This is a genomic window from Methylosinus sp. sav-2 (assembly GCF_004366495.1).
Classification (GTDB): Bacteria; Pseudomonadota; Alphaproteobacteria; order Rhizobiales; family Beijerinckiaceae; genus Methylosinus.
On record NZ_SOEJ01000001.1, the window covers coordinates 1,014,365 to 1,040,902 of the forward strand.

28 protein-coding genes and 1 riboswitch are annotated in these 26,538 nt (G+C 64.2%); of the genes, 15 read left to right on the plus strand and 13 right to left on the minus strand.

Going from position 1 to position 26,538, the window contains the following annotated elements:
- The first annotated feature begins 47 nt into the window (after window positions 1-47).
- The 3 genes from EDE12_RS04705 to prfB all read left to right on the plus strand — a co-directional run bounded on the left by EDE12_RS04705 (window position 48) and on the right by prfB (window position 3,077).
- Window positions 48-758: a hypothetical protein gene (locus tag EDE12_RS04705; protein ID WP_134187992.1), complete on the plus strand. Its 711-nt coding sequence runs from the start codon at window positions 48-50 to the stop codon at window positions 756-758.
- A gap of 83 nt (window positions 759-841) precedes the next feature.
- Window positions 842-1,780 (plus strand): outer membrane beta-barrel protein, encoded by a 939-nt coding sequence (locus EDE12_RS04710; protein ID WP_026599522.1) that lies wholly within the window; start codon window positions 842-844, stop codon window positions 1,778-1,780.
- Window positions 1,781-1,945: 165 nt separating this feature from the next.
- Window positions 1,946-3,077, plus strand: a protein-coding gene (gene prfB, locus EDE12_RS04715) for a peptide chain release factor 2 (RefSeq protein WP_134187993.1) whose coding sequence is annotated in 2 segments (ribosomal slippage) — window positions 1,946-2,014 and window positions 2,016-3,077 — 1,131 coding nt in all. Because the reading frame shifts where the segments join, the coding sequence is not laid out codon by codon here.
- A 104-nt stretch (window positions 3,078-3,181) separates the two neighbouring features.
- Here prfB and glnA read toward each other — a convergent pair.
- From glnA to sseA, 4 genes are all read right to left on the minus strand, one after another.
- Window positions 3,182-4,591, minus strand: coding sequence for a type I glutamate--ammonia ligase (gene glnA, locus EDE12_RS04720; RefSeq protein WP_026599520.1), 1,410 nt, complete (start codon window positions 4,589-4,591; stop codon window positions 3,182-3,184).
- Between the two features lie 98 nt (window positions 4,592-4,689).
- A complete protein-coding gene (locus tag EDE12_RS04725; RefSeq protein ID WP_018267758.1) occupies window positions 4,690-5,028 on the minus strand; it encodes a P-II family nitrogen regulator in 339 nt (112 codons plus the stop codon).
- 285 nt (window positions 5,029-5,313) lie between these two features.
- Entirely contained in the window at window positions 5,314-6,333 is a 1,020-nt protein-coding gene (locus EDE12_RS04730) for a glutamine synthetase beta-grasp domain-containing protein (protein ID WP_024881284.1), read from the minus strand.
- Window positions 6,334-6,655: 322 nt separating this feature from the next.
- Complete coding sequence (gene sseA, locus EDE12_RS04735; RefSeq protein ID WP_051592572.1) at window positions 6,656-7,525, minus strand: 3-mercaptopyruvate sulfurtransferase; 870 nt, start codon at window positions 7,523-7,525, stop codon at window positions 6,656-6,658.
- 118 nt (window positions 7,526-7,643) lie between these two features.
- Between sseA and EDE12_RS04740 the strand changes: the two genes are divergently transcribed.
- Together EDE12_RS04740 and EDE12_RS04745 are read left to right on the plus strand one after the other, a co-directional pair.
- Window positions 7,644-8,060: a hypothetical protein gene (locus tag EDE12_RS04740; protein WP_026599518.1), complete on the plus strand. Its 417-nt coding sequence runs from the start codon at window positions 7,644-7,646 to the stop codon at window positions 8,058-8,060.
- A 97-nt stretch (window positions 8,061-8,157) separates the two neighbouring features.
- The gene (locus EDE12_RS04745) at window positions 8,158-9,060 is read left to right on the plus strand and encodes a DUF3108 domain-containing protein (protein WP_024881281.1); all 903 of its coding nucleotides are present in this window, start codon (window positions 8,158-8,160) and stop codon (window positions 9,058-9,060) included.
- 69 nt (window positions 9,061-9,129) lie between these two features.
- Here the strand turns inward: EDE12_RS04745 and EDE12_RS04750 are convergent, their stop codons facing one another.
- Window positions 9,130-9,531 (minus strand): DUF1190 domain-containing protein, encoded by a 402-nt coding sequence (locus EDE12_RS04750; protein ID WP_051592571.1) that lies wholly within the window; start codon window positions 9,529-9,531, stop codon window positions 9,130-9,132.
- Window positions 9,532-10,246: 715 nt separating this feature from the next.
- Here EDE12_RS04750 and EDE12_RS04755 point away from each other — a divergent pair.
- Window positions 10,247-11,107, plus strand: coding sequence for a response regulator transcription factor (locus EDE12_RS04755; protein WP_245267411.1), 861 nt, complete (start codon window positions 10,247-10,249; stop codon window positions 11,105-11,107).
- A gap of 6 nt (window positions 11,108-11,113) precedes the next feature.
- On the opposite strand, the gene EDE12_RS04760 is transcribed toward EDE12_RS04755, so the two are convergent.
- From EDE12_RS04760 to EDE12_RS04770, 3 genes are all read right to left on the minus strand, one after another.
- Entirely contained in the window at window positions 11,114-11,911 is a 798-nt protein-coding gene (locus EDE12_RS04760; RefSeq protein WP_026599516.1) for a YdcF family protein, read from the minus strand.
- 110 nt (window positions 11,912-12,021) lie between these two features.
- Window positions 12,022-13,698, minus strand: a complete 1,677-nt coding sequence (locus EDE12_RS04765; RefSeq protein ID WP_026599515.1) for an electron transfer flavoprotein-ubiquinone oxidoreductase — start codon at window positions 13,696-13,698, stop codon at window positions 12,022-12,024.
- Window positions 13,699-14,059: 361 nt separating this feature from the next.
- The gene (locus EDE12_RS04770) at window positions 14,060-15,355 is read right to left on the minus strand and encodes a PIN domain-containing protein (RefSeq protein WP_134187994.1); all 1,296 of its coding nucleotides are present in this window, start codon (window positions 15,353-15,355) and stop codon (window positions 14,060-14,062) included.
- Window positions 15,356-16,425: 1,070 nt separating this feature from the next.
- On the opposite strand from EDE12_RS04770, the gene ffh reads away from it, so the two are divergent.
- The 3 genes from ffh (at window position 16,426) to rimM (ending at window position 19,077) form a co-directional block, all read left to right on the plus strand.
- Window positions 16,426-17,967, plus strand: a complete 1,542-nt coding sequence (gene ffh, locus EDE12_RS04775) for a signal recognition particle protein (RefSeq protein WP_026599514.1) — start codon at window positions 16,426-16,428, stop codon at window positions 17,965-17,967.
- 104 nt (window positions 17,968-18,071) lie between these two features.
- On the plus strand, window positions 18,072-18,422 hold the full coding sequence (rpsP, locus tag EDE12_RS04780) for a 30S ribosomal protein S16 (protein WP_026599513.1): 351 nt from the start codon (window positions 18,072-18,074) through the stop codon (window positions 18,420-18,422).
- A 121-nt stretch (window positions 18,423-18,543) separates the two neighbouring features.
- On the plus strand, window positions 18,544-19,077 hold the full coding sequence (gene rimM, locus EDE12_RS04785; protein ID WP_026599512.1) for a ribosome maturation factor RimM: 534 nt from the start codon (window positions 18,544-18,546) through the stop codon (window positions 19,075-19,077).
- Window positions 19,078-19,083: 6 nt separating this feature from the next.
- Here rimM and EDE12_RS04790 read toward each other — a convergent pair whose 3' ends face one another.
- Window positions 19,084-19,341, minus strand: coding sequence for a DUF2442 domain-containing protein (locus EDE12_RS04790; RefSeq protein WP_024881272.1), 258 nt, complete (start codon window positions 19,339-19,341; stop codon window positions 19,084-19,086).
- Entirely contained in the window at window positions 19,313-19,552 is a 240-nt protein-coding gene (locus tag EDE12_RS04795) for a DUF4160 domain-containing protein (protein WP_026599511.1), read from the minus strand. Before EDE12_RS04795 ends, EDE12_RS04790 begins: the two co-directional genes overlap by 29 nt.
- A 111-nt stretch (window positions 19,553-19,663) precedes the next feature.
- Here EDE12_RS04795 and trmD point away from each other — a divergent pair, with 111 nt between their 5' ends.
- Complete coding sequence (trmD, locus tag EDE12_RS04800; RefSeq protein WP_024881271.1) at window positions 19,664-20,359, plus strand: tRNA (guanosine(37)-N1)-methyltransferase TrmD; 696 nt, start codon at window positions 19,664-19,666, stop codon at window positions 20,357-20,359.
- Between the two features lie 118 nt (window positions 20,360-20,477).
- Here the strand turns inward: trmD and cobS are convergent, their stop codons facing one another.
- Together cobS and EDE12_RS04810 are read right to left on the minus strand one after the other, a co-directional pair.
- A complete protein-coding gene (cobS, locus tag EDE12_RS04805) occupies window positions 20,478-21,476 on the minus strand; it encodes a cobaltochelatase subunit CobS (protein WP_018267775.1) in 999 nt (332 codons plus the stop codon).
- 66 nt (window positions 21,477-21,542) lie between these two features.
- Window positions 21,543-22,151, minus strand: coding sequence for a DnaJ domain-containing protein (locus EDE12_RS04810; RefSeq protein WP_024881270.1), 609 nt, complete (start codon window positions 22,149-22,151; stop codon window positions 21,543-21,545).
- Window positions 22,152-22,256: 105 nt separating this feature from the next.
- On the opposite strand from EDE12_RS04810, the gene EDE12_RS04815 reads away from it, so the two are divergent.
- The 5 genes from EDE12_RS04815 (at window position 22,257) to EDE12_RS04835 (ending at window position 25,684) form a co-directional block, all read left to right on the plus strand.
- Window positions 22,257-22,544 carry a BolA family protein gene (locus EDE12_RS04815; protein WP_024881269.1) on the plus strand — a complete coding sequence of 96 codons (288 nt, stop codon included), beginning with the start codon at window positions 22,257-22,259 and terminating at the stop codon, window positions 22,542-22,544.
- A gap of 153 nt (window positions 22,545-22,697) precedes the next feature.
- A riboswitch (TPP riboswitch) is annotated at window positions 22,698-22,843 on the plus strand.
- A gap of 27 nt (window positions 22,844-22,870) precedes the next feature.
- The gene (locus EDE12_RS04820; protein WP_026599510.1) at window positions 22,871-23,884 is read left to right on the plus strand and encodes an FAD-dependent oxidoreductase; all 1,014 of its coding nucleotides are present in this window, start codon (window positions 22,871-22,873) and stop codon (window positions 23,882-23,884) included.
- Window positions 23,853-24,050, plus strand: a complete 198-nt coding sequence (gene thiS / locus EDE12_RS04825) for a sulfur carrier protein ThiS (RefSeq protein ID WP_024881266.1) — start codon at window positions 23,853-23,855, stop codon at window positions 24,048-24,050. Before EDE12_RS04820 ends, thiS begins: the two co-directional genes overlap by 32 nt.
- 7 nt (window positions 24,051-24,057) lie before the next feature.
- Entirely contained in the window at window positions 24,058-24,858 is an 801-nt protein-coding gene (locus EDE12_RS04830) for a thiazole synthase (protein ID WP_036291218.1), read from the plus strand.
- 178 nt (window positions 24,859-25,036) lie between these two features.
- Window positions 25,037-25,684: a thiamine phosphate synthase gene (locus EDE12_RS04835; protein ID WP_026599508.1), complete on the plus strand. Its 648-nt coding sequence runs from the start codon at window positions 25,037-25,039 to the stop codon at window positions 25,682-25,684.
- On the opposite strand, the gene EDE12_RS04840 is transcribed toward EDE12_RS04835, so the two are convergent.
- The gene (locus EDE12_RS04840) at window positions 25,650-26,501 is read right to left on the minus strand and encodes a quinoprotein dehydrogenase-associated SoxYZ-like carrier (RefSeq protein WP_245267402.1); all 852 of its coding nucleotides are present in this window, start codon (window positions 26,499-26,501) and stop codon (window positions 25,650-25,652) included. The genes EDE12_RS04835 and EDE12_RS04840 overlap by 35 nt on opposite strands.
- Between the last annotated feature and the right edge of the window lie 37 nt (window positions 26,502-26,538).

Here is a 26,538-nt window from a genome sequence, read left to right on the forward strand (position 1 = left end):
GCTGCGCGATAGGATCGGCCCCGCTCATTGCGGCGGAGCCGATTTTCATGACCGATGATTTGAACGAGCCGATCGAGATACGCTGGCGTTTCGCGCATCACGGCGCGGCGGCGATGTTGCTGCCGCCACTCGCGATTTGGGCATTTTGGACGGGTTTCGCCGAGCCGGGCCTCCGGTTCCTGACCCCTTTCTGGTTCGCCGCTCTGTTCCAAGGGCTCGTCGCTTTGGCGCGCATGATCGACCGACGGCCCAAGATCGTGCTGACGCGCGACGGCTTTTCCTGTCCCGGCTGGTTCGACGGACGTCTCGCATGGGACGATGTCGCGCAGGTCGGGGAGGTCTCGCTCCTCGGAGCGTCTTTCCCATATTTCATGTTGCGGCGGGAGGCTGCCGATCGCTTGGCTTGGCGTGGAGTCGATCGCTGGATGCGGCTCACGCAGCGCGGACGACGCGCGCCCCTTCTGTTTCGGATCGGCGAGATGGATATGAGCGCGGCGCGCTTCTCGGCGATCGTGACGGCGCGCATCCTCCCGGCGCCCGAGCCCGCCAGGCCGCCGGTGACACTGGCGCAGTTGAGCTTCTCGCCGCTCTATGGGCGCGAATTCGCCCTCACCTGGCTCGCGCTGCCCGCGACCTTGCTGTTCGAGCCTCCTCCGGCCTTCGTTCCGTTCATTTGGCTGCAGATTGCGCTCTTCGCCTTCCTCACTGTCGGACCCGAATCGCTTTCTGGCCGAAGAACTCCTTCACCCTCTCCGTGACCCCCGCAAATTGTTCGAGTCTCGTCGGCTGAGCACAATCCCCATGACGCGCGAATCGGCTCGCGCCTTCAAGGGGATTGTCGATGAAGAGGCTCGCGGCGACCATCGTCTGCGTTTTGTTCGGCCTCGGCGCGGCGCATGCGCAGGATATCGCTCTCGCGAAGATCGTCGCGCCCGCTGTCGTCGTTCCGCTTCCGCCGCCGCCGCTGTGGGGCGGCGCCTATGTGGGGCTCAACGCGGGCTGGGGCTTCGGCGGCTCCAATGAGGTTCCGACATTCGGAACCTCGATCTTTGATTGGGCCGCGGGCGCGCTCGGCATGCCCTTCGGCTTTTCCTCGCCCTATGTCACCGGTCTCGCGCGCCTCGAGCAGAGCGGCTTTCTCGGCGGCGCGCAGCTCGGCTACAATCATCTCTGGTCGCCCAATATATTGCTCGGCGTCGAGACCGACATAGACGGCGCCATCATCCGCGGCTCCGGCTCCTCCCAGGGCTTCGCCGGCGCGGTGGACGAGCACGGCCTGCTGCATCTGCAGACGGGCGTCGCCAGCACGCGCGCCGGGCTCTCCTGGCTCGGCTCGCTGCGCGGCAGGCTCGGCTATATCGTCGCCCCCAGCCTGCTCGTCTATGGGACGGGCGGCCTCGCCTATGGCGGCGGCTTCGCCAATGTCTTCACCTATGGCGCGCATTGGCATCCGCAGGACCCGATCGACCATCCCGACAATCCGGTGACGCCCAATTGGGGCAATTACAGCGACACGCGCACCGGCTGGATCGCGGGCGGCGGCCTCGAATGGATGTTCGCGCCGCGCTGGAGCTTGAAGGTGGAAGGGCTCTATTACGATCTCGGCGAGGCGACGCTCTCCACATCGCCGAGCGCTGTCATCAATCCCGCCGCGCCGGGTTCGATCGCCATTCTGAACATTGCGACGACGCGCGTGAAATATGACGGCGCCATAGCGCGATTCGGCGTCGATTATCATTTCGGCTGGGTCGATCCGCCGCCGGTGGTCGCGAAATACTAGTGGTCTGCGTCATTATCGAGAGCGAGCCTTCAGGCTCGCTCTTGCGGGTTACGCAGACCACTAGAGCTTCGGAGCGCGCGGCGTCGGGGCTTCATCTTTTGCGCGTCTTGCTCTAATACCTCCGGCCTCGGGCCGCCGGCCCTGAGCCCAAAAGGGAAGAGACACATGCGCGCCGAGCCGCTTGCGCTGAAAGAACAGATCGAGCAGTCCATGGGACTGCTGAGGAGGCATCTTTGACGTCGAGACTTCAACGCGCCGTCTCGCCGAGCTGAACGCCAGGGTCGAAGATCCCGATCTCTGGAACGACGCCGAAGCCGCGCAGAAGATCATGCGCGAACGCACCCAGCTCGAGGATCAGCTCGGCTCTATCGCGCGGCTCGACCGCGACCTCGAGGACGCCATCACCCTCGTCGAGCTCGGCGAGGCCGAGAATGACGCCGACACTGAGAAAGAAGGCATAGCGCAGCTCGTGGCGCTGCTGAAGGAATCGCGCGAGCGCCAGATCGAGGCGCTGTTCTCGGGCGAGGCCGACGGCAATGACACTTTCATCGAGGTGCATTCGGGCGCCGGCGGCACCGAGAGCTGCGACTGGGCGCGCATGCTGTTCCGCATGTACGCGCGCTGGGCGGAGCGCAAGAAGTTCAAGGTCGAGGTGATCGAGGAGACCGCCGGCGACGAGGCCGGCATCAAATCGGCGACGCTGCTGGTCAAGGGCATGAACGCCCATGGCTGGGCCAAGACCGAATCGGGCGTGCATCGCCTCGTCCGCATCTCGCCCTTCGACTCCAATGCGCGGCGGCACACGAGCTTCGCCTCGGTCTGGGTCTATCCGGTCATCGACGACAAGATCGACATTCAGATCAACGAATCCGATTGCCGCATCGACACGTATCGCTCGTCGGGCGCGGGCGGCCAGCACGTCAACACGACGGACTCGGCCATTCGCATCACCCATATTCCGTCCGGCATCGTCGTCGCCTGTCAGGCGGAGCGCTCGCAGCACAAGAACCGCGCCACCGCCTGGAACATGCTGCGCGCTCGCCTCTATGAGATGGAGCTGGAAAGGCGCGAGGCGGAGGCCAATGCGGTCGAAGCGTCGAAGTCCGAAATCGGCTGGGGCCATCAGATTCGCAGCTATGTGCTGCAGCCCTATCAGCTGGTGAAGGATTTGCGCACCGGCCACACCTCCGGCACGCCGAGCGAGGTGCTGGACGGCGAGCTCGACGATTTCATGCAGGCCTCGCTCGCCCAGCGCGTGCTCGGCGGCGGGCCGGAGAAGGTCGACGACGTGGAGTAATCTTTCGGCGCGTGGGCGAGGTTTCGTCCTCGCCCAATCGCTGAGGACAAACAAAAAGGGCGGCCTCTCGGCCGCCCTTTCGTTTCTACAGGATCGCGGAGCGATCAGTAGGAATAATACATGTCGTATTCGACCGGGTGAGGCGTCATCTCGAAGCGATAGACGTCCTGATACTTGAGGTCGATGTAGGAGAGGATGAAGTCCTCGTTGAAGACGCCGCCGGCCGTCAGGAAGGCGTGGTCGGCCTTCAGGCTGTCGAGGGCCTCGCGGAGCGAGCCGCAGACCGTCGGGATCGCCTTCAGCTCCTCCGGCGGCAGATCGTAGAGGTCCTTGTCGGACGGCGCGCCCGGATCGATCTTGTTGGCGATGCCGTCGAGGCCGGCCATCAGCATGGCCGAGAAGGCGAGATAGGGATTGGCCGTCGGATCGGGGAAGCGAACCTCGACGCGCTTCGCCTTCGGGCTGGTCGCGAAGGGGATGCGGCAGGAGGCCGAGCGGTTGCGCGACGAATAGGCGAGCAGCACCGGAGCCTCGAAGCCCGGAACCAGGCGCTTATAGGAGTTCGTCGACGGGTTGGTGAAGGCGTTCAGCGCCTTGGCGTGCTTGATGATGCCGCCGATATACCACAGGCACTCCTGGGAGAGGCCGGCGTATTTGTCGCCCGCGAACACCGGCTTGCCTTCCTTCCAGATCGACTGGTGGACGTGCATGCCCGAGCCATTGTCGCCATAGACCGGCTTCGGCATGAAGGTCGCCGTCTTGCCGTAGGAATGCGCCACCTGATGAATGGCGTATTTGTAGATCTGCAGATGGTCGGCGACCTGGACCAGCGTCGCGAACTTCAGGCCGAGCTCGTGCTGCGCGGAAGCGACCTCGTGATGGTGCTTCTCGACGGCGACGCCCATGGACGCCATGGCCGCCAGCATCTCGCCGCGCATGTCCTGGGCGGAGTCGATCGGCGGAACCGGGAAATAGCCGCCCTTGGTGCGCACGCGATGGCCGAGATTGCCGCCCTCATAGGCGGTGTCGGAATTGGTGGGCAGCTCGACGGAGTCGACGGTGAAGCCGGTGTTGTAGGGATCGGTCGAGAAGCGCACGTCGTCGAAGACGAAGAATTCGGCTTCCGGACCGAAGAAGGAGGTGTCGCCGACGCCGGTCGACTGCAGATAGGCCTGCGCCTTTTTGGCGATGCCGCGCGGGTCGCGGTTGTAGGGCTGGCCGGTGGTGGGCTCGACGACGTCGCAGACGATGGACAGCGTGGAGGCGGCGAAGAAGGGGTCGTGCGTGACGGTCGAGAGATCGGGCAGGAGAGTCATGTCCGACTCGTTGATCGCCTTCCAGCCGGCGATCGAGGAGCCGTCGAACATGATGCCTTCGTTCAGCGCGTCCTCATCGACGATCGACACGTCGAAGGTGACGTGCTGCCACTTGCCGCGCGGATCCGTGAAGCGGAAATCCACATATTTTACGTCGTTATCGGCGATCTGCTTGAGAACGTCCTTGGCCGTGGTCATGTCGTGGAGCCTCTGTTCGAAGTGGACAATCGAGTCCAGCGCGGGAGACGAGAATGAAGCCGCAGAGCGGAGGGGCTTTTAAGTGAGAGCCGCGCGGATCAGATGGCGTCCGCGCCGGTCTCTCCCGTGCGGATGCGGACGGCGCCTTCGACATTCGAAACGAAGATTTTTCCGTCGCCGATGCGTCCGGTTTGCGCGGCTTTGCGGATGGCCTCGACGGCGCGGTCCACCGCATCGTCGGCGAGCACGATCTCGATTTTCACCTTGGGAAGAAAATCGACCACATATTCCGCGCCGCGGTAGAGCTCCGTATGCCCCTTCTGGCGACCAAAACCTTTCGCCTCGGTGACAGTAATGCCTTGCAGGCCGGCGCCTTGCAGCGCTTCTTTTACTTCATCGAGCTTGAAGGGTTTGATGATCGCCTCGATTTTCTTCATTCACCTTTCCCCGCATCGCTCATGCCCCTCGCGCCGAAACTCAAGTCCGATCCAGCCGAGGAACCGATGGGGCTCATAGCATTTGCTGTCAAAATGTTCCACGAATAAAATTTATGCGGCCAACCGCAGACCACGCCCAAATTATGGGCGGAGCCTGCGATCGGCGCATTGGCGTCATCCACTCTCGCAGCGGAAGTCTCGGACGAAGCTCATGCTTCGTGGCGACGTCTTCTGCTGTCTCGTAGCGTCGGCTTTGTCGATATTACAAAGCCGAGCGCCCTGTCCTCAGCGTGTGGGGACAGTGGAGATGGTCTTGAGGATTTGCGAGGCGATCTGGTAGGGGTCGCCTTGCGAGTTCGGGCGGCGATCTTCCAGATAGCCCTTATATTCGTTCTTGACGAAGCTGTGCGGCACGCGGATCGACGCGCCGCGATCCGCCACGCCCCAGCTGAAGGTGTGGATCGACGCCGTCTCGTGCAGGCCGGTCAGACGCATATGATTGTCCGGGCCATAGACGGCGATGTGATCGTCCTTGGCCTTCTCGAACGCGCCCATCAGCTGCTCGAAATAGGCCTTGCCGCCCACTTCGCGCAGATAGGTCGTCGAGAAATTGGCGTGCATGCCCGAGCCGTTCCAATCGGTGGCGCCGAGCGGCTTGCAGTGGAACTCGATGTCGATGCCGTATTTCTCGGCGAGACGCAGCAGAATGTAGCGCGCCACCCACATCTCGTCGGCCGCCTTGCGGGAGCCCTTGCCGAAAATCTGGAATTCCCACTGGCCCTTGGCCACCTCGGCGTTGATGCCTTCGTGGTTGATGCCGGCGGCGAGGCAGATATCGAGATGCTCCTCGACGATCTGACGCGCGATGTCGCCGACATTCTTGAAGCCGACGCCGGTGTAATAGGGACCCTGCGGAGCCGGGAAGCCCGCCTCGGGGAAGCCGAGGGGACGGCCGTTCTTATAGAAGAAATACTCCTGCTCGAAGCCGAACCAGGCGCCCGGATCGTCGAGGATGGTGGCGCGGGCGTTGGACGCATGCGGGGTCACGCCGTCCGGCATCATCACCTCGCACATCACCAGCGCGCCATTGGTGCGGGTGATGTCGGGGAAAACGGAGACCGGCTTCAGAACGCAGTCCGAGCTTCTTCCTTCCGCCTGCTTGGTCGAGCTGCCGTCGAAGCCCCACAGCGGGAGCTGCTCCAATGTCGGGAAGCTCTCGAATTCTTTGATCTGGGTCTTGCCACGGAGATTAGGCACGGGCGTGTAGCCGTCGAGCCAGAGATATTCGAGCTTGTACTTGGGCATTTTTATTCGCCTCCTTACCCTTGATCGACGCTCGACGCGGCGCCGTTCGACGTCGTCGGCGGCCGAGCCGAAACCGTCGACGGCCCCGCATGCTCAGCACGGCTCATGCCAAAGCCGAGCCCCGCCTAAATCGCAGGCGCCGTGGGAGGAGGGATGCGCGGCCGCGCCGCGCTTTTCCTTACAATTTATTGTTTTGAGGAACGATCGTCATTCGCCGGCGTGGCCTCGGATGATCTCCGCGAGACTCGGCGCGGCGGCCCGCCATGGCCGAGGCGCCGCCGTCTAACGCATTTTGCCGCCTTGTTTTTTGGCAGGCGCCGCTTCAGCCGGCGGCGCCGACGACCGGCAGCTCCGCGCGGGCGCCCCATTCGGACCAGGAGCCGTCATAGACGGTGGCGGGCCGGCGTCCCGCCGCGGCCAGCGCCAGGCTCAAGATCGAGGCGGTGAGGCCGGAGCCGCAGCTCGCGATCACCGGCCGCTCGAGGTCGATCTTCGCCGCCGTGAAAATCTCCGCGAGGGCGGCGGCGTCTTTCAGCCGCCCCTCGGCGATGAGATTGCCGAAGGGCAGGTTGAGCGCGCCCGGCATATGGCCGGAGCGCAGGCCAGGGCGCGGCTCGGGAACGCTCCCCGCGAAACGCTCCGCCGAGCGCACGTCGACGACCTGCGCCGAGCCGTCCGCCAGCGCGCGCGACACATCGTCGGCGTCGGCGACGAGGGCGTGGTCCATGCGTGCGGTGAAATGTCGCTGCGGCCGATGGCTCTCGCCCTGCTCCAGCGGACGGCCTTCCGCCTTCCAGGCCGGCAGGCCGCCGTCGAGGATGGAGACGTCGGTGAGGCCGAAGACGCGCAAGGTCCACCACAGGCGCGGCGCCGAGAACAGGCCGAGGCTGTCATAGACCACGGCGCGCATGCCGTCGCCGAGGCCGAGCTTGCGCACCGCCGAGGAGAAGGCGACCGGATCCGGCAGCATATGCGGCAGATCGGTCGAATGGTCGGCGATGGCGTCTATGTCGAAGAAGACGGCGCCGGGAATATGGGCGTCGATAAATTCGGCGTGCGGGTCGCGGCCGGCGGCGGGCATGTGCCAGGAGGCGTCGAAGATGATGACGTCCGGCGCGTGGAGATGGTCGGCGAGCCATTGCGTGGAGACGAGCAGCGTCTCGGGATCGATGTTCGGAGCGGCTGTCGTCATTGCGATTCTCCCGTCGATCCGCGGCTGCGCCCGCGATAGCGTCGGCGCGGCGATCGTTGTAGCAATGTATCAGAATCGATTCGCTTCCAAAATCGCCGAAAAGGCCAAAATCGAGACCATGCTCGAGATTCCAGGCAAGGCCTGCGGTCCCTGCGCCTTCTGCTGCAAGGTGCTGGAGATCGAGGAGTTCCCCAAGAAGGCCGGCGTCTGGTGCGAGCACTGCACGCAGACCAAAGGCTGCGCCGTCTACGCCACGCGACCGGACGTGTGCCGCGACTATCATTGCCTCTGGAAGGAGGAGCGCTCGCTGGGCGCGCAGCTGCGGCCGGACAAGGTCGGCACGCTGCTGATGGATGACCCGGACAGCGACGAATATCATGCGGTCTGCGACCCCGAAAAGCCGTTTTCCTGGCGCAATCCTCTCGTATTCAAGCATCTTGTGAGCGAGGCGAAGTCCGGTCGCATCGTGGTCGCCAAGGCGGGTCTGCGCGCATGGCGCATATTCGCCGACGGCAGCTGGCAGGAATGGGCTTGAGACGAGCCCTTGGTCCTCCGGCGCGGCCCGAGCATCGACAAGCGCCCGCGCCTGGCCCATCGTGGCCAGGATGATTCGATCGATCGCAGGTCTTCGAATGGCGTTTCTCTCATCCGTTCAGGGCGGAGCCGGGCGCGGCAGGGCCGTAGCGCTCGCCTTTCCGGGGCTCGTGACGCTCGCCGCGCTCGCAGCCGCTGCGCCCTGCGGGGCGGAGACGCTCAAGGCGAATTTCGCGCTGAGCCTGCTCGGCCTCTCGATCGGCCACGCCTCGGCCAATGGCGTCATCGAGGGCCGCAATTACCGCATCGACATTTCGATGCGCACCACCGGCCTCGCCTCTCTCGTCAATGACACACGCGGCGCCGCCACCGCCTCCGGCGCGCTGTCGAGCGAGGGGCTGACGCCGACGAGCTACGCCAACACCACCTCCAACACCTATGAGACGCGCACCGTCCGCATGTCGCTCGCCGGCAATTCCGTGCGCGCCGTGCATGTCGATCCGACGCCTTGGGACCTGCCGGTCCGCATTCCGGTGACGGAGAGCAACAAGTCCCACATCACCGATCCGGTGAGCGCGCTCATCATGAGCGTTCCGGCGAGCGAGCCGCTGGTCGGCCCCTCCGCCTGCAATCGCACCATTCCGGTCTTCGACGGCGTCACCCGCTTCGATGTGACGCTCTCCTTCGTCGAGATGCGCAATGTGGAGACGCACGGCTATTCCGGCCCGGTGTCGGTCTGCGCGGCGCGCTACCGTCCGATCGCCGGCCATCGGCCGGACAGCGTCTCGACGCGCTTCATGGCGGAGAACAGCGACATCACCGTCTGGCTCGCGCCTCTGCAGACGGCGCATGCGGTGGTGCCCTATCGCATGGCGCTGCGCACCAATGTCGGCATGCTGACCGTCGAGCCGGCGGAATTCCACCTCGGCGGACGTCGCCAAGCCGCGGAGAGATCGTCCCCAGAGCGATCGGCCCCGGAGCGGTCGGCGGCCGATCAATAGAGCGCTTTCCGATCGAACGGAATCGTTCGATCGATCAGAATTCGCTTCCAACGAAAGAATCTAGAGCGCTCAGTCGATGCGGATCTCGCGCGTCTTCTTGCGGTTCAGCCGGTCGGATTCATATTCGAGATAGCGCACTTCCTTCGGCTCGGCCGATCCCGGCGCGAGGCAGAAGGAGGGCGCGGGCGTAAAGCGCCCATCCGCTCCCGCGAAACATTCCGAGAAGCGCACCTCGCAATCGAAGGACGCGTCCGTGCGCGGCGCGACCTTCGCCACCAGCTCGCGGGCTTTCTCCACCGCGCTGGCGCAGAGGTCGGCGCCCAGCCCATAGGCGCGGCATTGCTGGACGGTCGCCATGTATTGGCCGTCGCCCATGCAGGCGGGCGTGCGGCGGTAGCCGAAGAACCAGACGGCGCCGGCGAGCGTCGCAATGCCGGCGACGGCGATGAAGGCGAAGGAGGGGCGAGCCATGGCGTCGGTTTTCTTTTTTCTTCGTCGAGCCGCAGCTTCATTAACCGCGCCGCGCGCGTCTCCGCAAGCCCCATCCGTCGGCGTGGGGGCGGCGCCGCATCTTGACAAGCCTCTAAGGCTACAATAATTGCGACCGTCATGCTGCGAGCGTGGATCGCGGCTTCGTTCGGCCGTTCTGAGGAGAACAGCGCCGGGCGCGAATAACGTCGGCGCGTCTCGAAATGCAGCCAGCACTCGAGACGTTCTCGGAATTCGAGCCGGCGACGATATCCACCAAAACGTATCGCACGTAGAGGCGAGACTTCGCCAACCATGGGTGATATCGTGGCTTTGCTGGCAGCCTGAACGAAGTCGGGCGTTAAAGGAGGAGGAAGCGTTATGGGAGCAATTCTCGAGCTTACGAGCTATGCGGCGACCCCGGTGGGCATGATCGCGATCATCGCGCTCGGCGCCGCCGCTTATTTCGCTGCGCGCTGGGTCCTGAGCGACTGACGCTTCAGAACCGCTACGGATATGATGCGGCGCATCGGCGGGTCCGATGCGCCGCTTCTTTTTTTTGCGCTTGCGAATTCCGCGTCTCTGACGCAGCGCGAAACGCGCGCCGAGGCTTTCCAATGGAAGCCGCAGGTTATATAGTCCGGCCTACCCACTCGGGGGGCTTCGCCGTCCGAGCCCGTCCCGGCTGCGTCGGCAGCGTTTCACTTGGAGTGGTCACTTGCAGTGGTCCATGGCCTCGACATCTTCGACAAAGCTCGGAGATGAGCGACCGCGCGCCGTCGGGCGTCCCGTTCCGATCCGCGCCTCCGCCATGCAGGCCGCGGCCGAGGGCGCGCCCTCCGCTCTGCGCCATAAGGCCGAGCGCTCCAGCGACGACCGCGACGAGAATGGCGCGACCTTTCCGATCGACGTCGCCATCGCCGACAAGAGCCCGCTGATCCTCGCCGGGCTCGAGGCGCTGCTCGCCGACGACCGCCGCTTCAATCTCGTGCTGAAGGTCACGGACGGCGAGGAATTTCTCGACGCCGCCAAGCTGCAGCGCTTCCAGATCGCCATCATCGGCTGGCAATTGCCGACGCTGCATGCGCGGGAAGTGTTGCGCGCTCTGTCGCGCCAGCCCTCCGCGCCCAAGATCGTCGTCTATAGCGGCACCAACGACCCGGCCGCGCCGGCCGAGACGCTGCAATTGGGCGGCGCCGGCTTCGTCAGCAAGCGCGCCCCGCCGGAGCGTCTGCTCGACGTGCTCGCCTCCGTGGCGGCCGGCGACATGGTGTTTCCCTTTGTCGATATCCGCAAGATGCGCGCCGATCCGCTGGAGAATCTCACTCTGCGGGAGCGCAGCCTGCTGTCGGCGCTCGGCTCCGGCCACACCAATAATCAGCTCGCCAAGGATTTCGGCGTCTCGATCAACACGATCAAATTCCACTTGCGCAATTTGTTCGAGAAGCTCGAGGTGCGCAATCGCGCCCAGGCCATCGCGCTCTTCCTCGAGATGAAGCACGGCTCCTGGACGGCGGCGACGCCGGGCGGCCGCGCCGAGTCGGCGGGCGCCCGCGGCAAGAAAGCCTCACGCGATTAGGCCCCGTTACTCTCGAGGCTGCGGAAACAGCGCGTCCGTCTTGCCGGTCAGCCGATAGGCGACGAGGCCCACCCATTCATGCGTCGCTGTGTCGACGAGCTTCAGCTGGTCGGAGGCGTGCGAGCGCAGGCCGAGCGGCAGGCGCAGGCCCGTGTGATAATTGACCGGATAGGCGACGACCGGGAAGCCGACGCGGCGGAAAATCCCCATGGAGCGCGGCATATGGCTCGCCGAGGTGACGAGCAGCCAGCGCTCGCCGGGCGCGGGCCGCGCCAGCGCCAGCGCATTGACGGCGTTTTCCCATGTATTGCGCGAGCTGTCCTCGAGGATGATGCGCCCCGGCTCGACGCCGAGCCGCGGAAGCAGCCGCCCGACGATCTCGGCCTCCGAGCCGGCGGCGCCGAACAGCCTGCCGGAGCCGCCGGCGAAGAGCAGCTTGGCCGCCGGATAGCGGCGCGCGAGCTCGACCATCGCCGTCACGCGCTCGCCCGCCTCGGTCATCGCCGCGCCGCCGCGCAGGCGGCTCAGATTCTCGTCGATCGCGCCGCCGAGAACGACGATTCCATCCGGCGCCGGCGCGTCATCGGCGACCTGCGGAAAGCGGTTCTCCAGCGGATAGAGCATCAGATCGCCGAGCGAGGTGAAGCACAGCAGCAGCAGAGTCGCCACGCCGAGCGCCGCCACAATGCGCCCCTTGGCGGCGAAGCGCGTGAAGGAGAGCGCCACGCCGACGGCGGCGAGGAAAACGCCGACATGCAAAGGCGCGAGGAAGAATTCGCCGATCTTGGACAGGATGAAAAACATTGTCGCTCGAATTGTCTGGAGGAAACGGCGCGCCGCGTCGCGCGCGCGACGATTTCAGCCGTCACGCGCGCAGCGATAAGCGATAAGGGTCACAATCGTGAGGCGCCCGCTCACATATTCGGATAATTCGGGCCGCCGCCGCCCTCCGGCGGAACCCAATTGATATTCTGCGCCGGGTCCTTGATGTCGCAAGTCTTGCAGTGCACGCAATTCTGCGCGTTGATGACGAAGCGCGGATCGCTCTTCGTCGCCTCCTCCGCATAGACCACCTCATAGACGCCCGCCGGGCAATAGAGCCGCGCCGGCTCGCCATAGATCGGCAGATTCTTCTCGATCGGGACCGACGGATCGCGAAGCGTCAGATGGCAGGGCTGATCCTCCTCATGGTTCGTGTTGGAGACGAACACAGAGGAGAGCTTGTCGAAGACCACTTTGCTGGTGAGCTTCGGATAGACGATCGGCGTCACCTGCGAGAGCGGCTTCAGGCAGGCGTAATCCGGCTTGCCATGCTTCAGCGTGCCGAAGATCGAGAAGCCGAACAGCTCATTCGTCCACATGTCGAAGCCGCCGAGCGCAATGCCGAGCTTGGTGCCGAATTTCGAGAGCAGCGGCTTCACATTGCGGACCGGCTTCAAATCCTTGCCGATGTCGCTGGTGCGCCAGGCGGCGTCATAGGCCGAAACCTCGTCATGCGCGCGGCCTTCCGCCAGCGCCGCCGCCACATGATCGGCGGCGAGAATGCCGGACAGCACGGCGTTGTGCGAGCCCTTTATGCGCGGGACATTCATGAAGCCGGCCGAGCAGCCGATCAGCGCGCCGCCGGGGAAGGTCAGCTTCGGCACGCTCTGCCAGCCGCCCGAGGTCAGCGCGCGCGCGCCATAGGCGAGGCGCTGCCCGCCTTCCAGCACCGGGGCGATGGACGGATGCGCCTTGAAGCGCTGGAACTCGTCGAAGGGCGAGAGCGTCGGATTGGAATAGTTGAGATAGACGACGAAGCCGACCGAAACGAGATCCTCGTCGAAATGATAGAGGAAGGAGCCGCCGCCCGTGTCGTCGGCGAGCGGCCAGCCGACCGAATGCTGCATATGGCCGGGGCGGTGCTTCTCCTTGGGGATGCGCCACAGCTCCTTGAGGCCGATGCTGAATTTCTGCGGCTCGCTATTGGCGTCGAGCGCGTATTTCTTCAAGAGCTCCTTGGCCAGCGAGCCGCGCGCGCCTTCCGCGATCAGCGTATATTTGCCGCGCAGCTCCATGCCGCGGGTGAAGCTGTCCTTGGGCGCGCCGTCGCGGCCGACGCCCATATCGCCCGTGGCGACGCCGAGCACCTCGCCCTTTTCGCCATAGAGCAGCTCGGCGCCGGCGAAGCCCGGATAAATCTCGACGCCGAGCCCCTCCGCCTCCTGCGCCAGAAAGCGCACGACGCTGGCGAGTGAGCCGATGAACTTGCCCTCATTGCTCATGAGCTTGGGATTGACGACATGCGGGATGGTGACGGCGCTGGTCGAGGTCAGCCAGAGCATGTCGTCGCTGGTCACTTTCGTCTTCAGCGGCGCGTCGTCGCGGCTGCGCCAGTCCGGCAGCAGGCGGTCGAGGCCGATCGGATCGATGACCGCGCCGGAGAGAATATGCGCGCCGGGCTCCGAGCCCTTCTCGATGACGACGACCGAGAGATCGGGCGAAATCTGCTTGAGGCGGATCGCGGCGGAGAGGCCGGCCGGGCCGGCTCCGACGATCACGACGTCGTAATCCATAGCTTCGCGCGGGGGCAATTCTTCTGTCTCAGCCATCGTCTTTCCCACTTCCGGGCGCGGTCCCTTTCGGGCGCAGTTCGAGACGCAAGGGGAAGGCCCTCGCGTCGGCGAATTTTAGAATGAGAGCGATTTCATGTTTTTTCGAAAGAGGAAACCCCCGGGCCATGGATTCGGGGCAAGTTTTTCGCCCCGCGGCCCGCGACAGCGCATCGAATGCGCCTATCCTCCTCGCCCCGGCGACGTCATCCCCCACGCCGTCATTCTCCTCGCCCCCGCGCCGTCATGGCCGGGCTGGTCCCGGCGCGCCAGCGGAAAGGTCTCGCTATATCTCTATCCGATGGCGGGTAGCGCGTCGGCTTGAATTTCGCCGATGGGCCAAGAGCCGCTATTTTCCTGCTCATAGGACAAAAATGTCGCTACCGTTCCGATAAATTGCATAGGCAAACGATATCAGGAACTGCTCGTTAGGCTTGGGCAGGTTCGCGCTGATCAATTTTGCAATGAGAGTATTACCGTGAGCATCTTGAGCACAAATTATCTCACCCATCTTTACAGCGAAATTTCCCTGAATAGGCTGCAGCCCATCGATCGAAATTGATTCGCTCACATTTCCAGCGCAAATTTCGCGGAACGAAATCGTATTGTTCGGATAAACCCATAGTGAACCTACGCTACGTTCAGATACGTTGAAAGTAAATACTAAACAATCATCAATAAATGTTATATTGTCGCCGCCGTATCGAATATTAAAACCAATAAATGTAAATGTATTACGCGCCATAATACTAGCATTTTCGTTCGTTTCGCTGCGAATAGCGTTATTTGCGGTGTTTTCAGCATGCTCAACCTCAGACACGAGTTCTTGTGAGACTGCCATCTCTCGAAGGACGTCATGAAAGCTAGCCAAGCGTATATTCTTGCCGCCCGAGAATTTCCGATACTCGGCAATGAGCTCTGGCCTCGGATAAGCGCCGCCGCCGTTCACTCGAACAAACCAATCGGCCTTCTCTTCGCCTGTCACGAAGATAAGGTCTTTTTTTTCTTTCCCCGCGAGGTAGAGTAGTGACTTCCAGATAAGGAAGTCACCTATACCTGTATCCGACTTGGCGCTGTCTTTATAACCGGGCGGGATTTGTTCAGTTAGTCTAAACTCCCATTCTTTGAGAATCTCTTCATTATCTTGAGATGATACAATAATATTTTCGGAATCGAAAACCATTGAGTAGATATTTGTAACGGGGTCGTCGCCGTTCCACGATCTAACTTTGTCCTCAAGAAGTCCAATTGCTGCGGTGTACTGCTCCTTGGCGCTCGATAAGGCTTTGCTAGCAATCGCTAGCTGCTCGCTTCCTTCAACGCCTTCAAGTATAGGTGACAGTTTTGTTTCGCCGATATTGATGCGTGACTTGATGTCGCTTAGGGTTTTTAGGAGCTCTGCGAGCTTTTTATCTCGGTTTCCGATAAACTCTCGGGCAACGCGAGCTGGTAGGAATAAGCGCTTTTCAGCTCTAAGCTTTATATAGAATTCCTGAAGAGTTGGTAGGCCTTCTTTTCTGATCGTGTAGGGAAGAAGTAATACATTTGTATCAACTGCTATGACGACATCAGCCGATGAGGCATCTTTAACACGGCTCGATGTGAATATTAAAGAAAGATCTTCGTATATCGCCTCCAGTCTAAACGGCGATGACAATTTTGCCGATGACCTATCAGGCTCATTGGGCTTTGTAGGCTCGCTATCCCTTGACCGTCCCATCAGGTTTTGTCTCAACCATATGTTGTAAGCCGCTCAGTATGTATGCCGATAACCAACACAACCCCAGTGGTCAAGCAAGTGCAGAAGTCTGCATCGGGTCCAGAAGCCGAATCTCCCCGTTGTCGGGCTCTTGACATATCCTGAAAATATTCCTATACCCCACTCGCTCCCGCCGACGCAAGGGCGCGTTCCTCGGGTCGTGGAACGCGGGCGGGGGCCGGCTCCATCCGGGACGGCGACCCCCGTCCCTGGACAGGCGGCGCGTCGCCGGACCGGCGTTTCTCTCCCGTCCATAGGGAGAGCGAGAGCCGTTCCGTGATCCCAGGCATTCGGAAGCGATCGGGTCCTGAATGTGAAAACCCAGGATTCGCGGGTCCGAAAACGCCTCGGGACGTCGACGAGAAGGCGAAGCCGCGTTTCGGGACGCTCCGGAACCGATGAATATCTCTTCGCGCTGCGGCCGAAAGGGGCCGGAGCGTCCCGAACCGCCCTTCCTCCCCCGCCGCCGCGAGGCGCCGGGCGCTTCGGCGTGGGGGGATGATAATCCTAATTCGTAGCCCTCGCGCACGAGATAAACGGGAAGGGCGTTTCCACCTCCCCCTCGAGGGGGGAGGTCGAGCGCCGAAGGCGATCGGGAGGGGGTGAACCCCCGAGTCTGGGGCGTTGCACCCCACCCCGTCCGGCCGTAGGGCGTTCTGAAAGAACGCCCGTCGCGAGCGCCGGGCTATGGCCGGCCGACCCTCCCCCTGAAGGGGAGGGTGGAACGCCCGCCACGCGCCGCGTTGACTTCCCGGCCCCCAGCGCCTAAAAACGCGCCAATCTCGTCAGAGATGACCTATGACCCGCCCATTCGCCCAAGAGGCGTAGGGCCAACGTCCGGCAGCGCTGAGCGCCCCCGGGCGCGCTTTGCTTTGGACGGGCGCGTGGCGAATAGGCAGTAGCGAAGAGATCGAGCTTCGGCTCTACTCGCTACTTCCTATTCGCTACTCGCTCCCTGGGAGAACCGCATGTTCGAGGGCCTTTCCGACAAGCTCTCCGGCATATTCGACAAGCTCACGCGGCGCGGCGCCCTTTCGGACGCCGATGTCGCCGAGGCTCTGCGCGAGGTCCGCCGCGCTCTGCTCGAGGCGGATGTCGCGCTCGATGTCGTGCGCACATTCACCGACAGCGTGCAGGCCAAGGCCGTCGGCGCCAATGTGGTGAAGTCGGTCTCGCCCGGCCAGATGGTCGTCAAGATCGTCAATGACGTCATGGTCGAGACTCTCGGCTCCACCGCGCAGCCGATCGACCTCGACGCCGCCCCGCCCGTCGCCATCATGCTGGTCGGCCTGCAGGGCGCCGGCAAGACGACGACCGCCGCCAAGATCGCCAAGCGCCTGAAAGAGCGCCACGGCAAGCGCGTGCTGATGGCCTCGCTGGACGTCAAGCGCCCGGCCGCGCAGGAGCAGCTCGCCATTCTCGGCCGGCAGGTGGAGGTCGACACTCTGTCGATCGTTCCCGGCCAGGACCCGGTGAAGATCGCCAAGCGCGCCGAGGAGACGGCGCGGCGCGAAGGCTATGATGTGGTGATGCTCGACACAGCGGGCCGCACGCACATTGACGAGCCGCTGATGGAGGAGATGGCGCAGATCAAGGCCGTCTCCAAGCCGCATGAAATTCTGCTCGTCGTCGATGCGCTGACCGGTCAGGACGCGGTCAATCTCGCCAAGAATTTCGACGATCGCGTCGGGCTCACCGGCATTGTGCTGACGCGCGTCGATGGCGATGGCCGCGGCGGCGCGGCGCTCTCCATGCGCGCCGTCACCGGCAAGCCGATCAAGCTGATCGCCACCGGCGAGAAGATGGATGCGCTCGACGAATTCTCGCCGCAGCGCATCGCCAATCGCATTCTCGGCATGGGCGATATCGTCGCGCTGGTGGAGAAAGCCGCCGCCGCCGTCGATCAGGAGCAAGCGCAGCGCGCCGCCGAGCGCATGGCGAAAGGCAAGTTCGATCTGCAGGATTTGGCCGATCAGCTCGCCATGATGGAGAAGGTCGGCGGCTTCGGCGGCATAATGGGGCTGCTCCCCGGCGTCGCCAAGATGAAGGAGCAGATCGCCTCCGCGAACATCGACGACAAGATGTTCAAGCGCCAACGCGCGATCATTCTGTCGATGACGCCCAAGGAGCGGCGCAATCCCGACATTCTCAAAGCCTCGCGCAAGCGCCGCATCGCGGCGGGCTCCGGCGCGAAGGTGGAGGAGGTCAATAAGCTGCTGAAGCAGCACCGCCAGATGGCCGACATGATGAAAGCCATGGGCGGCGGCAAGGGCGGCGGCATGATGGCCAAGGCCGCGCAGATGATGGGCATGGGCGGGATGCAGGCGCCTTCGCCCGAGCAGCTCGCGCAATTGCAGAAGAAAATGGGCGGCGGCCTGCCGCCCGGCGCCGGCCCCAGCATTCCCGCTGCGCCGCCGGCTTCCGCATTCTCCGCCAAGCCGACCCTGCCCGGGCTCGGCGGCGGCGGAGGTTTTCTGAGCGGATTGAATCCGTTCGGGAAGAAGAAATGAAGGGGCGAGTAGCGAATAGCGAGTAGCGAATAGTTCGCTCACGCTACTCGCTACTCGCTATTCGCTATTCGCTATTCGCTACTCGCTCACAAAGGAAGAACCAAATGTCCCTGAAGATCAGACTCTCCCGCGGCGGCGCCAAGAAGCGTCCCTTCTATCGCGTCGTCGTCGCCGATTCGCGCTCGCCCCGCGATGGCCGCTTCATCGAGCGTCTCGGCACGTTCGATCCGCTGAAGCCGAAGGACGCCGCCGATCGTCTCGTGCTCGACGCCGAGAAGGCGCAGGAGTGGATCGCCAAGGGCGCGCAGGCGACCGATCGCGTCGCCCGTCTGCTCGAGAGCGTCGGCGTCGGCAAGCGCGAGGCGCGCAGCAATCCGCAGAAGGCCCAGCCGAAGAAGAAGGCGCAGGAGCGCGCCGCCGCTGCGGCCGCCGCCGCCGAGGCCGCCTCGGCCTGATGACGCCGTCCTTGCGAGCGAAGCGAAGCGACCCTGGGCCGCGCGGCGGCCTCTGGAGCGCTTCGCTCGTGCAGCGATGCTTTGCGTGTTTTGGACCGCGAGCCTTCGGGCTCGCTTTCCCATGAAAAACGCCGTACTCCTCGGCCGGCTCGGCGCCGCGCATGGCGTGCGCGGCGAAATCCGCCTGCAGAGCTTCACCGCCGATCCTTCGGCGATCTCCACATACGGTCCCTTGTTCGACGCCGGCGGCGCGCGCCGTTTCGTCATCGCCTCGCTGCGGCCGATCGGCAAGGACATGTTCGTCGCGCGTCTCGAGGGCGTGCGTGACCGCGAGGCTGCGACGGCTTTGACCGGCGTCGAGCTCTATCTTCCGCGCGCGGCGCTGCCGGAGCCGGAGGAAGACGAATTCTATCTCGCCGATCTCGAAGGTCTGCGCGCGGAAACGCCCGCCGGCGAGACGCTCGGCGTGGTGATCGCCGTGCGCAATTTCGGCGCGAGCGATCTGTTGGAAGTGCGTCCGCCCGCCGGCGGCGAGACGCTGCTCTTCCCCTTCACCAAGGCCGTGGTTCCGATCGTCGATCTGGCCGGCGGCCGCGTGGTGGTGGAGCCGCCGCTCGAGATCGAGGGCGATGCGCCTTCAGGGGAAGAGGGATAGCCGTCCTCATCGCGGCGGCTGCGCCACCAGCGGAAAATTTTCGGGGTGGCGAATGGAGTCGACATGCAGATCGACATCCAGCTCGGGCCAATAGAGATGTTGCGGATTTAGCCGTTCCACTTCGAATATCTGCGAGACCGCGGCCGTGCGGAACCACGGAAACTGGTCGAAAGGCATGAAGAGCTGCTCATCGTCCAGCCGCAGCCAGACGCCGAGCTTCGTCACACCCGAGACTTCAACCGGGGAAGTGTCGACGCCAGGCATCCCTGATCTCCTTTTCATGCTCTCGTATCATGATCTCGATTTCCAGCAAGGCCTGAGCCGACAGCCCCTGATTGCGCGCCAACGCGATTTCCGAATCCATCCAGAACTTGGCTTCGACGTCTGGATGGTAGACATGAACATGCGCCCTCGGCTCCTCACGCGAGAGGAAATAGAACCGATATCCTCTTTGGCGAAACAGCGTCGGCGACATATCGGCCTTTCGTGGCGGTGAGCGCCCGCGAGAGAAACTCTAGCTCGCAACCATCGCGGGCGAAAGCGCGCCGCCTTTCCCGTCCCGCGCCCCCATGCCATAACCCGCCCCATGTGGCGCGCGACGATACTCACTCTCTTCCCGGAAATGTTCCCCGGTCCGCTCGGCCTGTCGCTCGCGGGCGACGGGCTGTCGCGCGGGCTCTGGTCGCTCGAGGCTCGCAATATTCGCGAGCATGGCCTCGGCCGTCATCGCGCTGTCGACGACACGCCCGCCGGCGGCGGTCCCGGCATGGTGATGCGCGCCGATGTTCTCGCCGCGGCGATCGACGCGGCCGCGCCGGAAGGCGATGCGAGACCGCGCTTGCTGATGAGCCCGCGCGGCGCGCCGCTGACGCAGAGCCGCGTGCGCGCGCTGGTCGAAGGCGAGGGCGCGATCATCCTCTGCGGACGCTTCGAGGGCGTGGACGAGCGCATCATCGAGGCGCGCGCGCTGGAGGAAATCTCGATCGGCGATTATGTGCTTTCGGGCGGCGAGATCGCGGCCATGGCGCTCGTCGACGCCTGCGTGCGCCTGTTGCCGGGCATAATGGGCGAGTCGGCCTCGGGCGAGGAAGAGAGCTTCGAGAGTGGTCTGCTCGAATATCCACAATATACGCGGCCACGCGATTTCGAGGGCCGCGCCATTCCCGACATTCTGCTCTGCGGCGATCACGCCAAGATCGCGCGCTGGCGCCATGAGCGCGCGCTCGAGCTGACGCGCGCGAGGCGGCCAGATTTGCTGGCGCGGGATGGAAAGAAGCGCTGACTGCAATCAGGCGCGATGCTTTTTCCGTCATTGCGAGCGAAGCGAAGCAATCCAGAGCCATGGGGCGGCCCTGGATTGCTTCGTCGCTACGCTCCTCGCAATGACGGAAAAGCGCTGTTCAGGACATCACCACATTCACCGCGCTCTCGGGCAATTCCTTGCCGAAGCAGCGCTGGTAGAACTCTGCGACGAGCGGACGCTCGAGCTCGTCGCATTTGTTCAGGAAGGTGAGCCGGAAGGCGAAGCCCACATCGCCGAATATCTCGGAATTCTCCGCCCAGGTGATGACCGTGCGCGGGCTCATCACCGTGGAGAGATCGCCGGACATGAAGGCGTTGCGCGAGAGGTCGGCGACGCGCACCATCTTATTGATGGCGTCGCGGCCTTCCTTGGTCGCATTGAAGCTCTTCACCTTGGCGAGCACGATATTGGTCTCCGCGTCATGCGGCAGATAATTGAGCGTCGAGACGATGGACCAGCGGTCCATCTGGCCCTGATTGATCTGCTGCGTGCCGTGATAGAGGCCGGATGTGTCGCCGAGGCCCACCGTATTGGCGGTGGCGAACAGGCGGAAGGCGGGATGCGGACGAATGACGCGGTTCTGATCGAGCAGCGTCAGCCGGCCGGAGACTTCCAGCACGCGCTGAATGACGAACATCACATCCGGACGGCCGGCGTCATATTCGTCGAAGCAGAGCGCGATATTGTGCTGGAGCGCCCAGGGCAGAATGCCGTCGCGGAACTCCGTGACCTGCTTGCCGTCCTTCAGCACGATCGCGTCCTTGCCGACGAGATCGATGCGCGAGACATGGCTGTCGAGATTGACGCGCACGCAAGGCCAGTTGAGCCGCGCGGCCACCTGCTCGATATGCGTCGATTTGCCGGTGCCGTGATAGCCCGTGACCATGACGCGGCGGTTGCGGGCGAAACCGGCGAGAATGGCGAGCGTCGTCTCGCGGTCGAAGAGATAGTCGGGATCCTTGTCCGGGACATGCTCGGTCCGCTCGGAATAGGCGGGAACCTCGAGATCGGAGTCGATGCCGAACAGCTGGCGCACGGAGACTTTGAGGTCCGGCAGGGGCGCGGACCCGGCCGCTTTGTCGCTTGGGGTTGACATTGATCCTCCGTTTCGCCGACGCGCGCTCGCGACATTCGCGCCGGCAAGGCCTGGTCAAACGCTTGTTCAAACGAGCTTGGCGGCCCGCAACGTCTTATATGCGTGAATGATCTCCCGCAGTCTTTCCTCGCAGGAGCGATCTCCGCCATTGGCGTCCGGATGGTGACGTTTGACGAGCTCCTTATAGCGCGTCTTTATCGCCTCCGCACCGGCGGTCTCATCGAGACCGAGAGCATTCAGCGCCTTGATCGTCACTGCCGAATAGCGCGGGCTGGCCTCCGCCTGCGGCCGGGCGCGATGCGCCCGCTGCCGGTAGAGGCCCATAGGATCGGCGAAATTGTCGGGCCGCAGCGGGTCCTCGCGGAAGGAGGCCTGTCCGCGCTTCACGCCCATGGACCAGGTGGGGCGATGGCCGGTGGTGGCGTCGTCCTTCAGGTAACGGGCGACGTCCTCGTCGCTCATTCCGTTGAAGTAATTGTATGAATTATTATATTCCCGCACGTGCTCCAGGCAGAAGCAGAAATATTGCCCCTCGCGCAGCCGTCCCATGGGCGCGCGATGGGCTCCCTCGGCCTCGCAGCCGGGGGCGTCGCAGCGAAAACGAGTCTCGCGGCGCTCCTGCCTCTGCTCGGGCTTCACGCGGATACGATCGAAGAGGGGCGAATTCAAATCCATGGCGCTGCATTATGGTAGACTGGCCGCAGGCTGCAAGCGGAACCCGACGTCAATTTCAATCGGCGGGAATTTTGCTTGGACCGAGGCGACGAGGAGGATTCCACTATGGCCGAGCAAGGCAATATCGGCGCCGTCCAGGCCCGTATCCGTTCGAAGCTGACCGAAGGGCTCGCGCCCGTCACCTTGAAGGTGATCGACGAGTCTGACAAGCACGCCGGGCATGGCGGCCACCACCAGGATGGCGAAAGCCATTTTCGAGTCGAGGTGGTGAGCGAGGCTTTCGCGGGCAAGAGGCTCGTCGAGCGGCATCGCATCGTCAACACGCTGCTCGCCGAGGAGCTGGCGACGCGCGTTCATGCTCTGACGATCACCGCCCGCGCCCCGCAGGAGTAGCGCTGTCATCGCGAGGAGCGCAGCGACGAAGCGATCCAGGGGCCGCCCCCGGCTCTGGATTGTTTCGCTTCGCTCGCAATGACGACGGCCGGCCTCCTTACTGCAAAGCCATCGCGGCCCCGCTTGACGCGCCGCCGTTCCTGCGCAAATCTCGGTCTCGCCCAGGGGAGCCTCGCCGCTGGCGCGCTTTGCGCGTGGCAAGAGGCTGAGAGGCCGAATAGCTTTTTTAAAAAGCGGCTCGGCGACCCTTCGAACCTGATCCAGTTCGCGCTGGCGTAGGGAGGCCGCATGTTCCTGATATTCCTCGGCCCTATCGGGCCGCATCGATGCTGATCGGCGTGATCGGCGCCGGCGTCGCCGGCCTGACCGCGGCTTTCGAGATCGCCCGCGCCGGCGCGCCGCATGGCGCTGAGGTCGAGCTGATCGAGAAAGCGGCGGAGCCGGGCCGCGGCTGCTCGCATTACGCCGGCGGCATGATCGCGCCCTGGTGCGAATTGGAGAGCGCCGAGCCCATCGTCGCGACGCTCGGCGAGGAGGCGCTCGCCTTCTGGACCAAGGACATTCCTGTCGCGAAAGTCGCCGGCAGCCTCGTCGTCGCGCCGCCGCGCGACCGCGCCGAGCTGATCGAATTCTCCCGCCGCACCCGGCGGTTCGAGCGGCTGGACGCGGATGGCCTCGCGGCGCTCGAGCCGGCGCTGGCCGGGCGTTTCTCGGGCGGGCTCTATTTTCCTCAGGAGGCGCATCTCGAGCCGCGCGCGGCGATGGCGGCGCTGTTCGAACATTTGCAGACAATGGACAATGTCCGCATCCGGCTCTGCGCCGATTCCGTTCCACGGGCGGATTGGATCGTCGATTGCCGCGGCTTTGCCGCGCGCGGCGAGCTGGCGGAGCTGCGCGGCGTCAAGGGCGAGATGCTCGTGCTGCGCAGCGAGGAGATCGAATTGTCCCGCCCCGTCCGCATGTTGCATCCGCGCCATCCGGTCTATGTGGTGCCGCGCGGGGAGGGCGTGTTCATGGTCGGCGCGACAATGATCGAGAATGAGGAGCGCTCCCGCGTCACGGCGCGCTCCATCGTCGAGCTGGTCAATTCGGCTTTCGCGATTCATCCCGCTTTCGCCGAGGCGGAGATCGTCGAGACGGGCTCGGATGTGCGGCCGGCCTTCCCGGACAATCTGCCGCGCATTTCGCGCCAGGGCCGGACGCTCTATGTGAACGGGCTCTATCGGCATGGATTTCTTCTGGCGCCGGCGCTGGCGCGCCGCGTCGCGCGTTTTCTCTTCACGGGCGATATCTTCCCGGAGGTCATGAATGCGAATCAGGGTGAATGGGCAGACGCTTGAGATCGAGGCGCCCACATTGGAACGCCTCATCGAGGAATTGGGCTTTAGCGAGCAGACCGTCGCGACGGCGGTGAATCAGGAATTCGTGCGCAGCAAGGATCGCGGCGAGACGCTGCTGGTCGAGGACGATACGATCGAGATCGTCACGCCGCGGCAGGGAGGGTGAAGGTTTAATGAGCATGCCCGACGACCTCGTCGTCTATGATGCGAGACTATCCTCCCGCTTCCTGCTGGGCACGGCGCGCTATCCTTCGCCCGCCATTCTCGCCGAGGCGATCCGCGCGGCGGGGGCGGAGATCGTCACCGTCTCGCTGCGGCGGGAGGCCGGGGGCTCGCGCGCGGGCGAGAGCTTTTGGCGGCTCATTCGCGAGCTCGGCGTGCGCGTGCTGCCCAACACCGCAGGCTGCCGCACGGCCAAGGAGGCCGTCGCCACCGCGCAAATGGCGCGCGAGCTGTTCGGAACCAGCTGGATCAAGCTCGAGGTGATCGGCGAGGAGGACACGCTGCAACCGGACGTCTTCGGCCTGGTCGAGGCGGCGCGCATCCTCAGCGATGACGGCTTTTGCGTCTTTCCCTATACGACCGAGGATCTCGTCGTCGCGGAGAAGCTGCTGGACGCCGGCTGCCGCGTGCTGATGCCCTGGGCGGCGCCGATCGGCTCCGGCCGCGGGATCAATAATCTCTTCGGCCTCAGAGCGCTGCGCGCGCATTTTCCCAATACGCCGCTCATCGTGGACGCCGGCCTCGGCGCGCCTTCGCAGGCGGCCGCGGTCATGGAACTGGGATTCGACGCCGCTCTGCTCAACACGGCGGTGGCGCGCGCCGGCGATCCGGTGGCCATGGCGCGGGCCTTTTCGCTCGCCATAGAGGCTGGCCGGGCGGCCTATCTCTCCGGCCTGATGGAGCCGCGCGACATGGCGGCGCCTTCGACGCCCGTGCTCGGCCGCGCCTTCGACGACGGACTCGAGGCATGAGCGCGCTTTCGTTCCCACCTCCCCCTGGAGGGGGGAGGTCGAGCGCCGAAGGCGCTCGGGAGGGGGTGAGCCCCCGAGTCTCGGGCGGCGAACCCCACCCCGTCCTGCTGCGCAGGCCGACCCTCCCCCTGAAGGGGAGGGTGGGGCGCGTCGCCTCTCATTCGAGCGTCATCCCGTCATGAGCGCGATTTTGCTCGATCCCTTCTATCTCATCGTCGATTCCGCCGATTGGCTGCCCCGGCTGTTGCCTTGCGGCGTGCGGCTCGTGCAATTGCGCGTCAAGGATCGCGAGGAGGCGGCGCTGCGCGAGGAGACCGCCCGCGCCCGCGATCTTTGCGCGGCCCATGGCGCGCTGCTCGTCGTCAATGATTATTGGCGGTTCGCCATCGATCTTTCCTGCGATTTCGTGCATCTTGGCCAAGGCGATCTCGACACGGCCGATATCGCCGCGATCCGCGCCCATGGAATAAGGCTCGGCGTCAGCACGCATGACGAGGCCGAGCTGGAGCGGGCGCTGGCGCTCTCCCCCGATTATATCGCGCTGGGGCCGATCTATCCGACTCTGCTGAAGCAAATGGCCTTCGCCCCGCAGGGGCTCGATAAAATCGGCGTCTGGAAACGCCGCATCGGCGAGATTCCGCTCGTCGCCATAGGCGGGCTGACGCCGGAGCGCGCCAGCGCGGCGCTGGCGGCGGGGGCGGACAGCGCCTGCGTCGTCACCGATATATTGCGCGCCGCGGAGCCGGAGGCGCGCGCCCGCGAGTGGGTGGCGGCGACGGACGAAAAGCGTCTCACGACGCTCCGCCGATCGGCCACTCCCCTTTGAACACATTGCCTTGATTGTCGCGCGCCTCGACGCGCATCACCTTGGCGCCATTGGGCTTGTAGGCGAAGCGGAAGCTCGGATCCTCCGACAGGGAAATTCCGCCCTCCATGGAGAAGATCAGCGCCTCGCCCTGCCGCACCTCGACCTTGTCGACATAATGAGCCGGAATATAGGCGCGGGTGATCGGGTCCATCTGCAATCCCGAATTATTGGGATGGCGAATCATGATCTGCGCCTCGCGCAGGGCGGGATTCTCGCTGGCGAACTCCCGATATTTCATTTTGCCGAGATTGGCGCTGGCCTCGTCCTGATCCTTGATCGCCGGGGCCGAGCAGCCGCCCGAGGCCTTCACGAATTTCACCACCGAATGCAGCGCGCCATCGCCCGTTTGGCCGACGACATGCACATTGGTGTAGGAGTTCACGCGCACGCGCGTTTCTATCTTCGCGACGCCGGCGCCCTCGCCGAAGGAGAAGGCCGCCGCCATGGGCATGGGATTCTCGTCGATCACCAGCGTCGCCGCGCGCAGGCCCGGCTCGAGCAGCGAGATGGTCATCGGCACGATGGCGGCGTCCTCGGCCCGCTTCGGCGCGTCGAGCGCCACCACGCCCTCATGCGAGGTGATCGCGCGATCGTGGAAAATATCGGTGACGAGGCCCGGCCAGGGATCGATCTTCGGCTCCTGGGCCGAGGCGGCGGCGGCCCAAAGGCAGAGGGCTGCGGCCGCTGCGATGGGGCGCAGGAGGGACCGCGAGCCTTCAGGCTCGCTCTCATTCGGCGATTTGCGAGCGTGAAGGCTCGCGGTCCAAGGGCTCATCTGCGTTCCTCCGGTATTTTTTGGAATCATAGCGCTG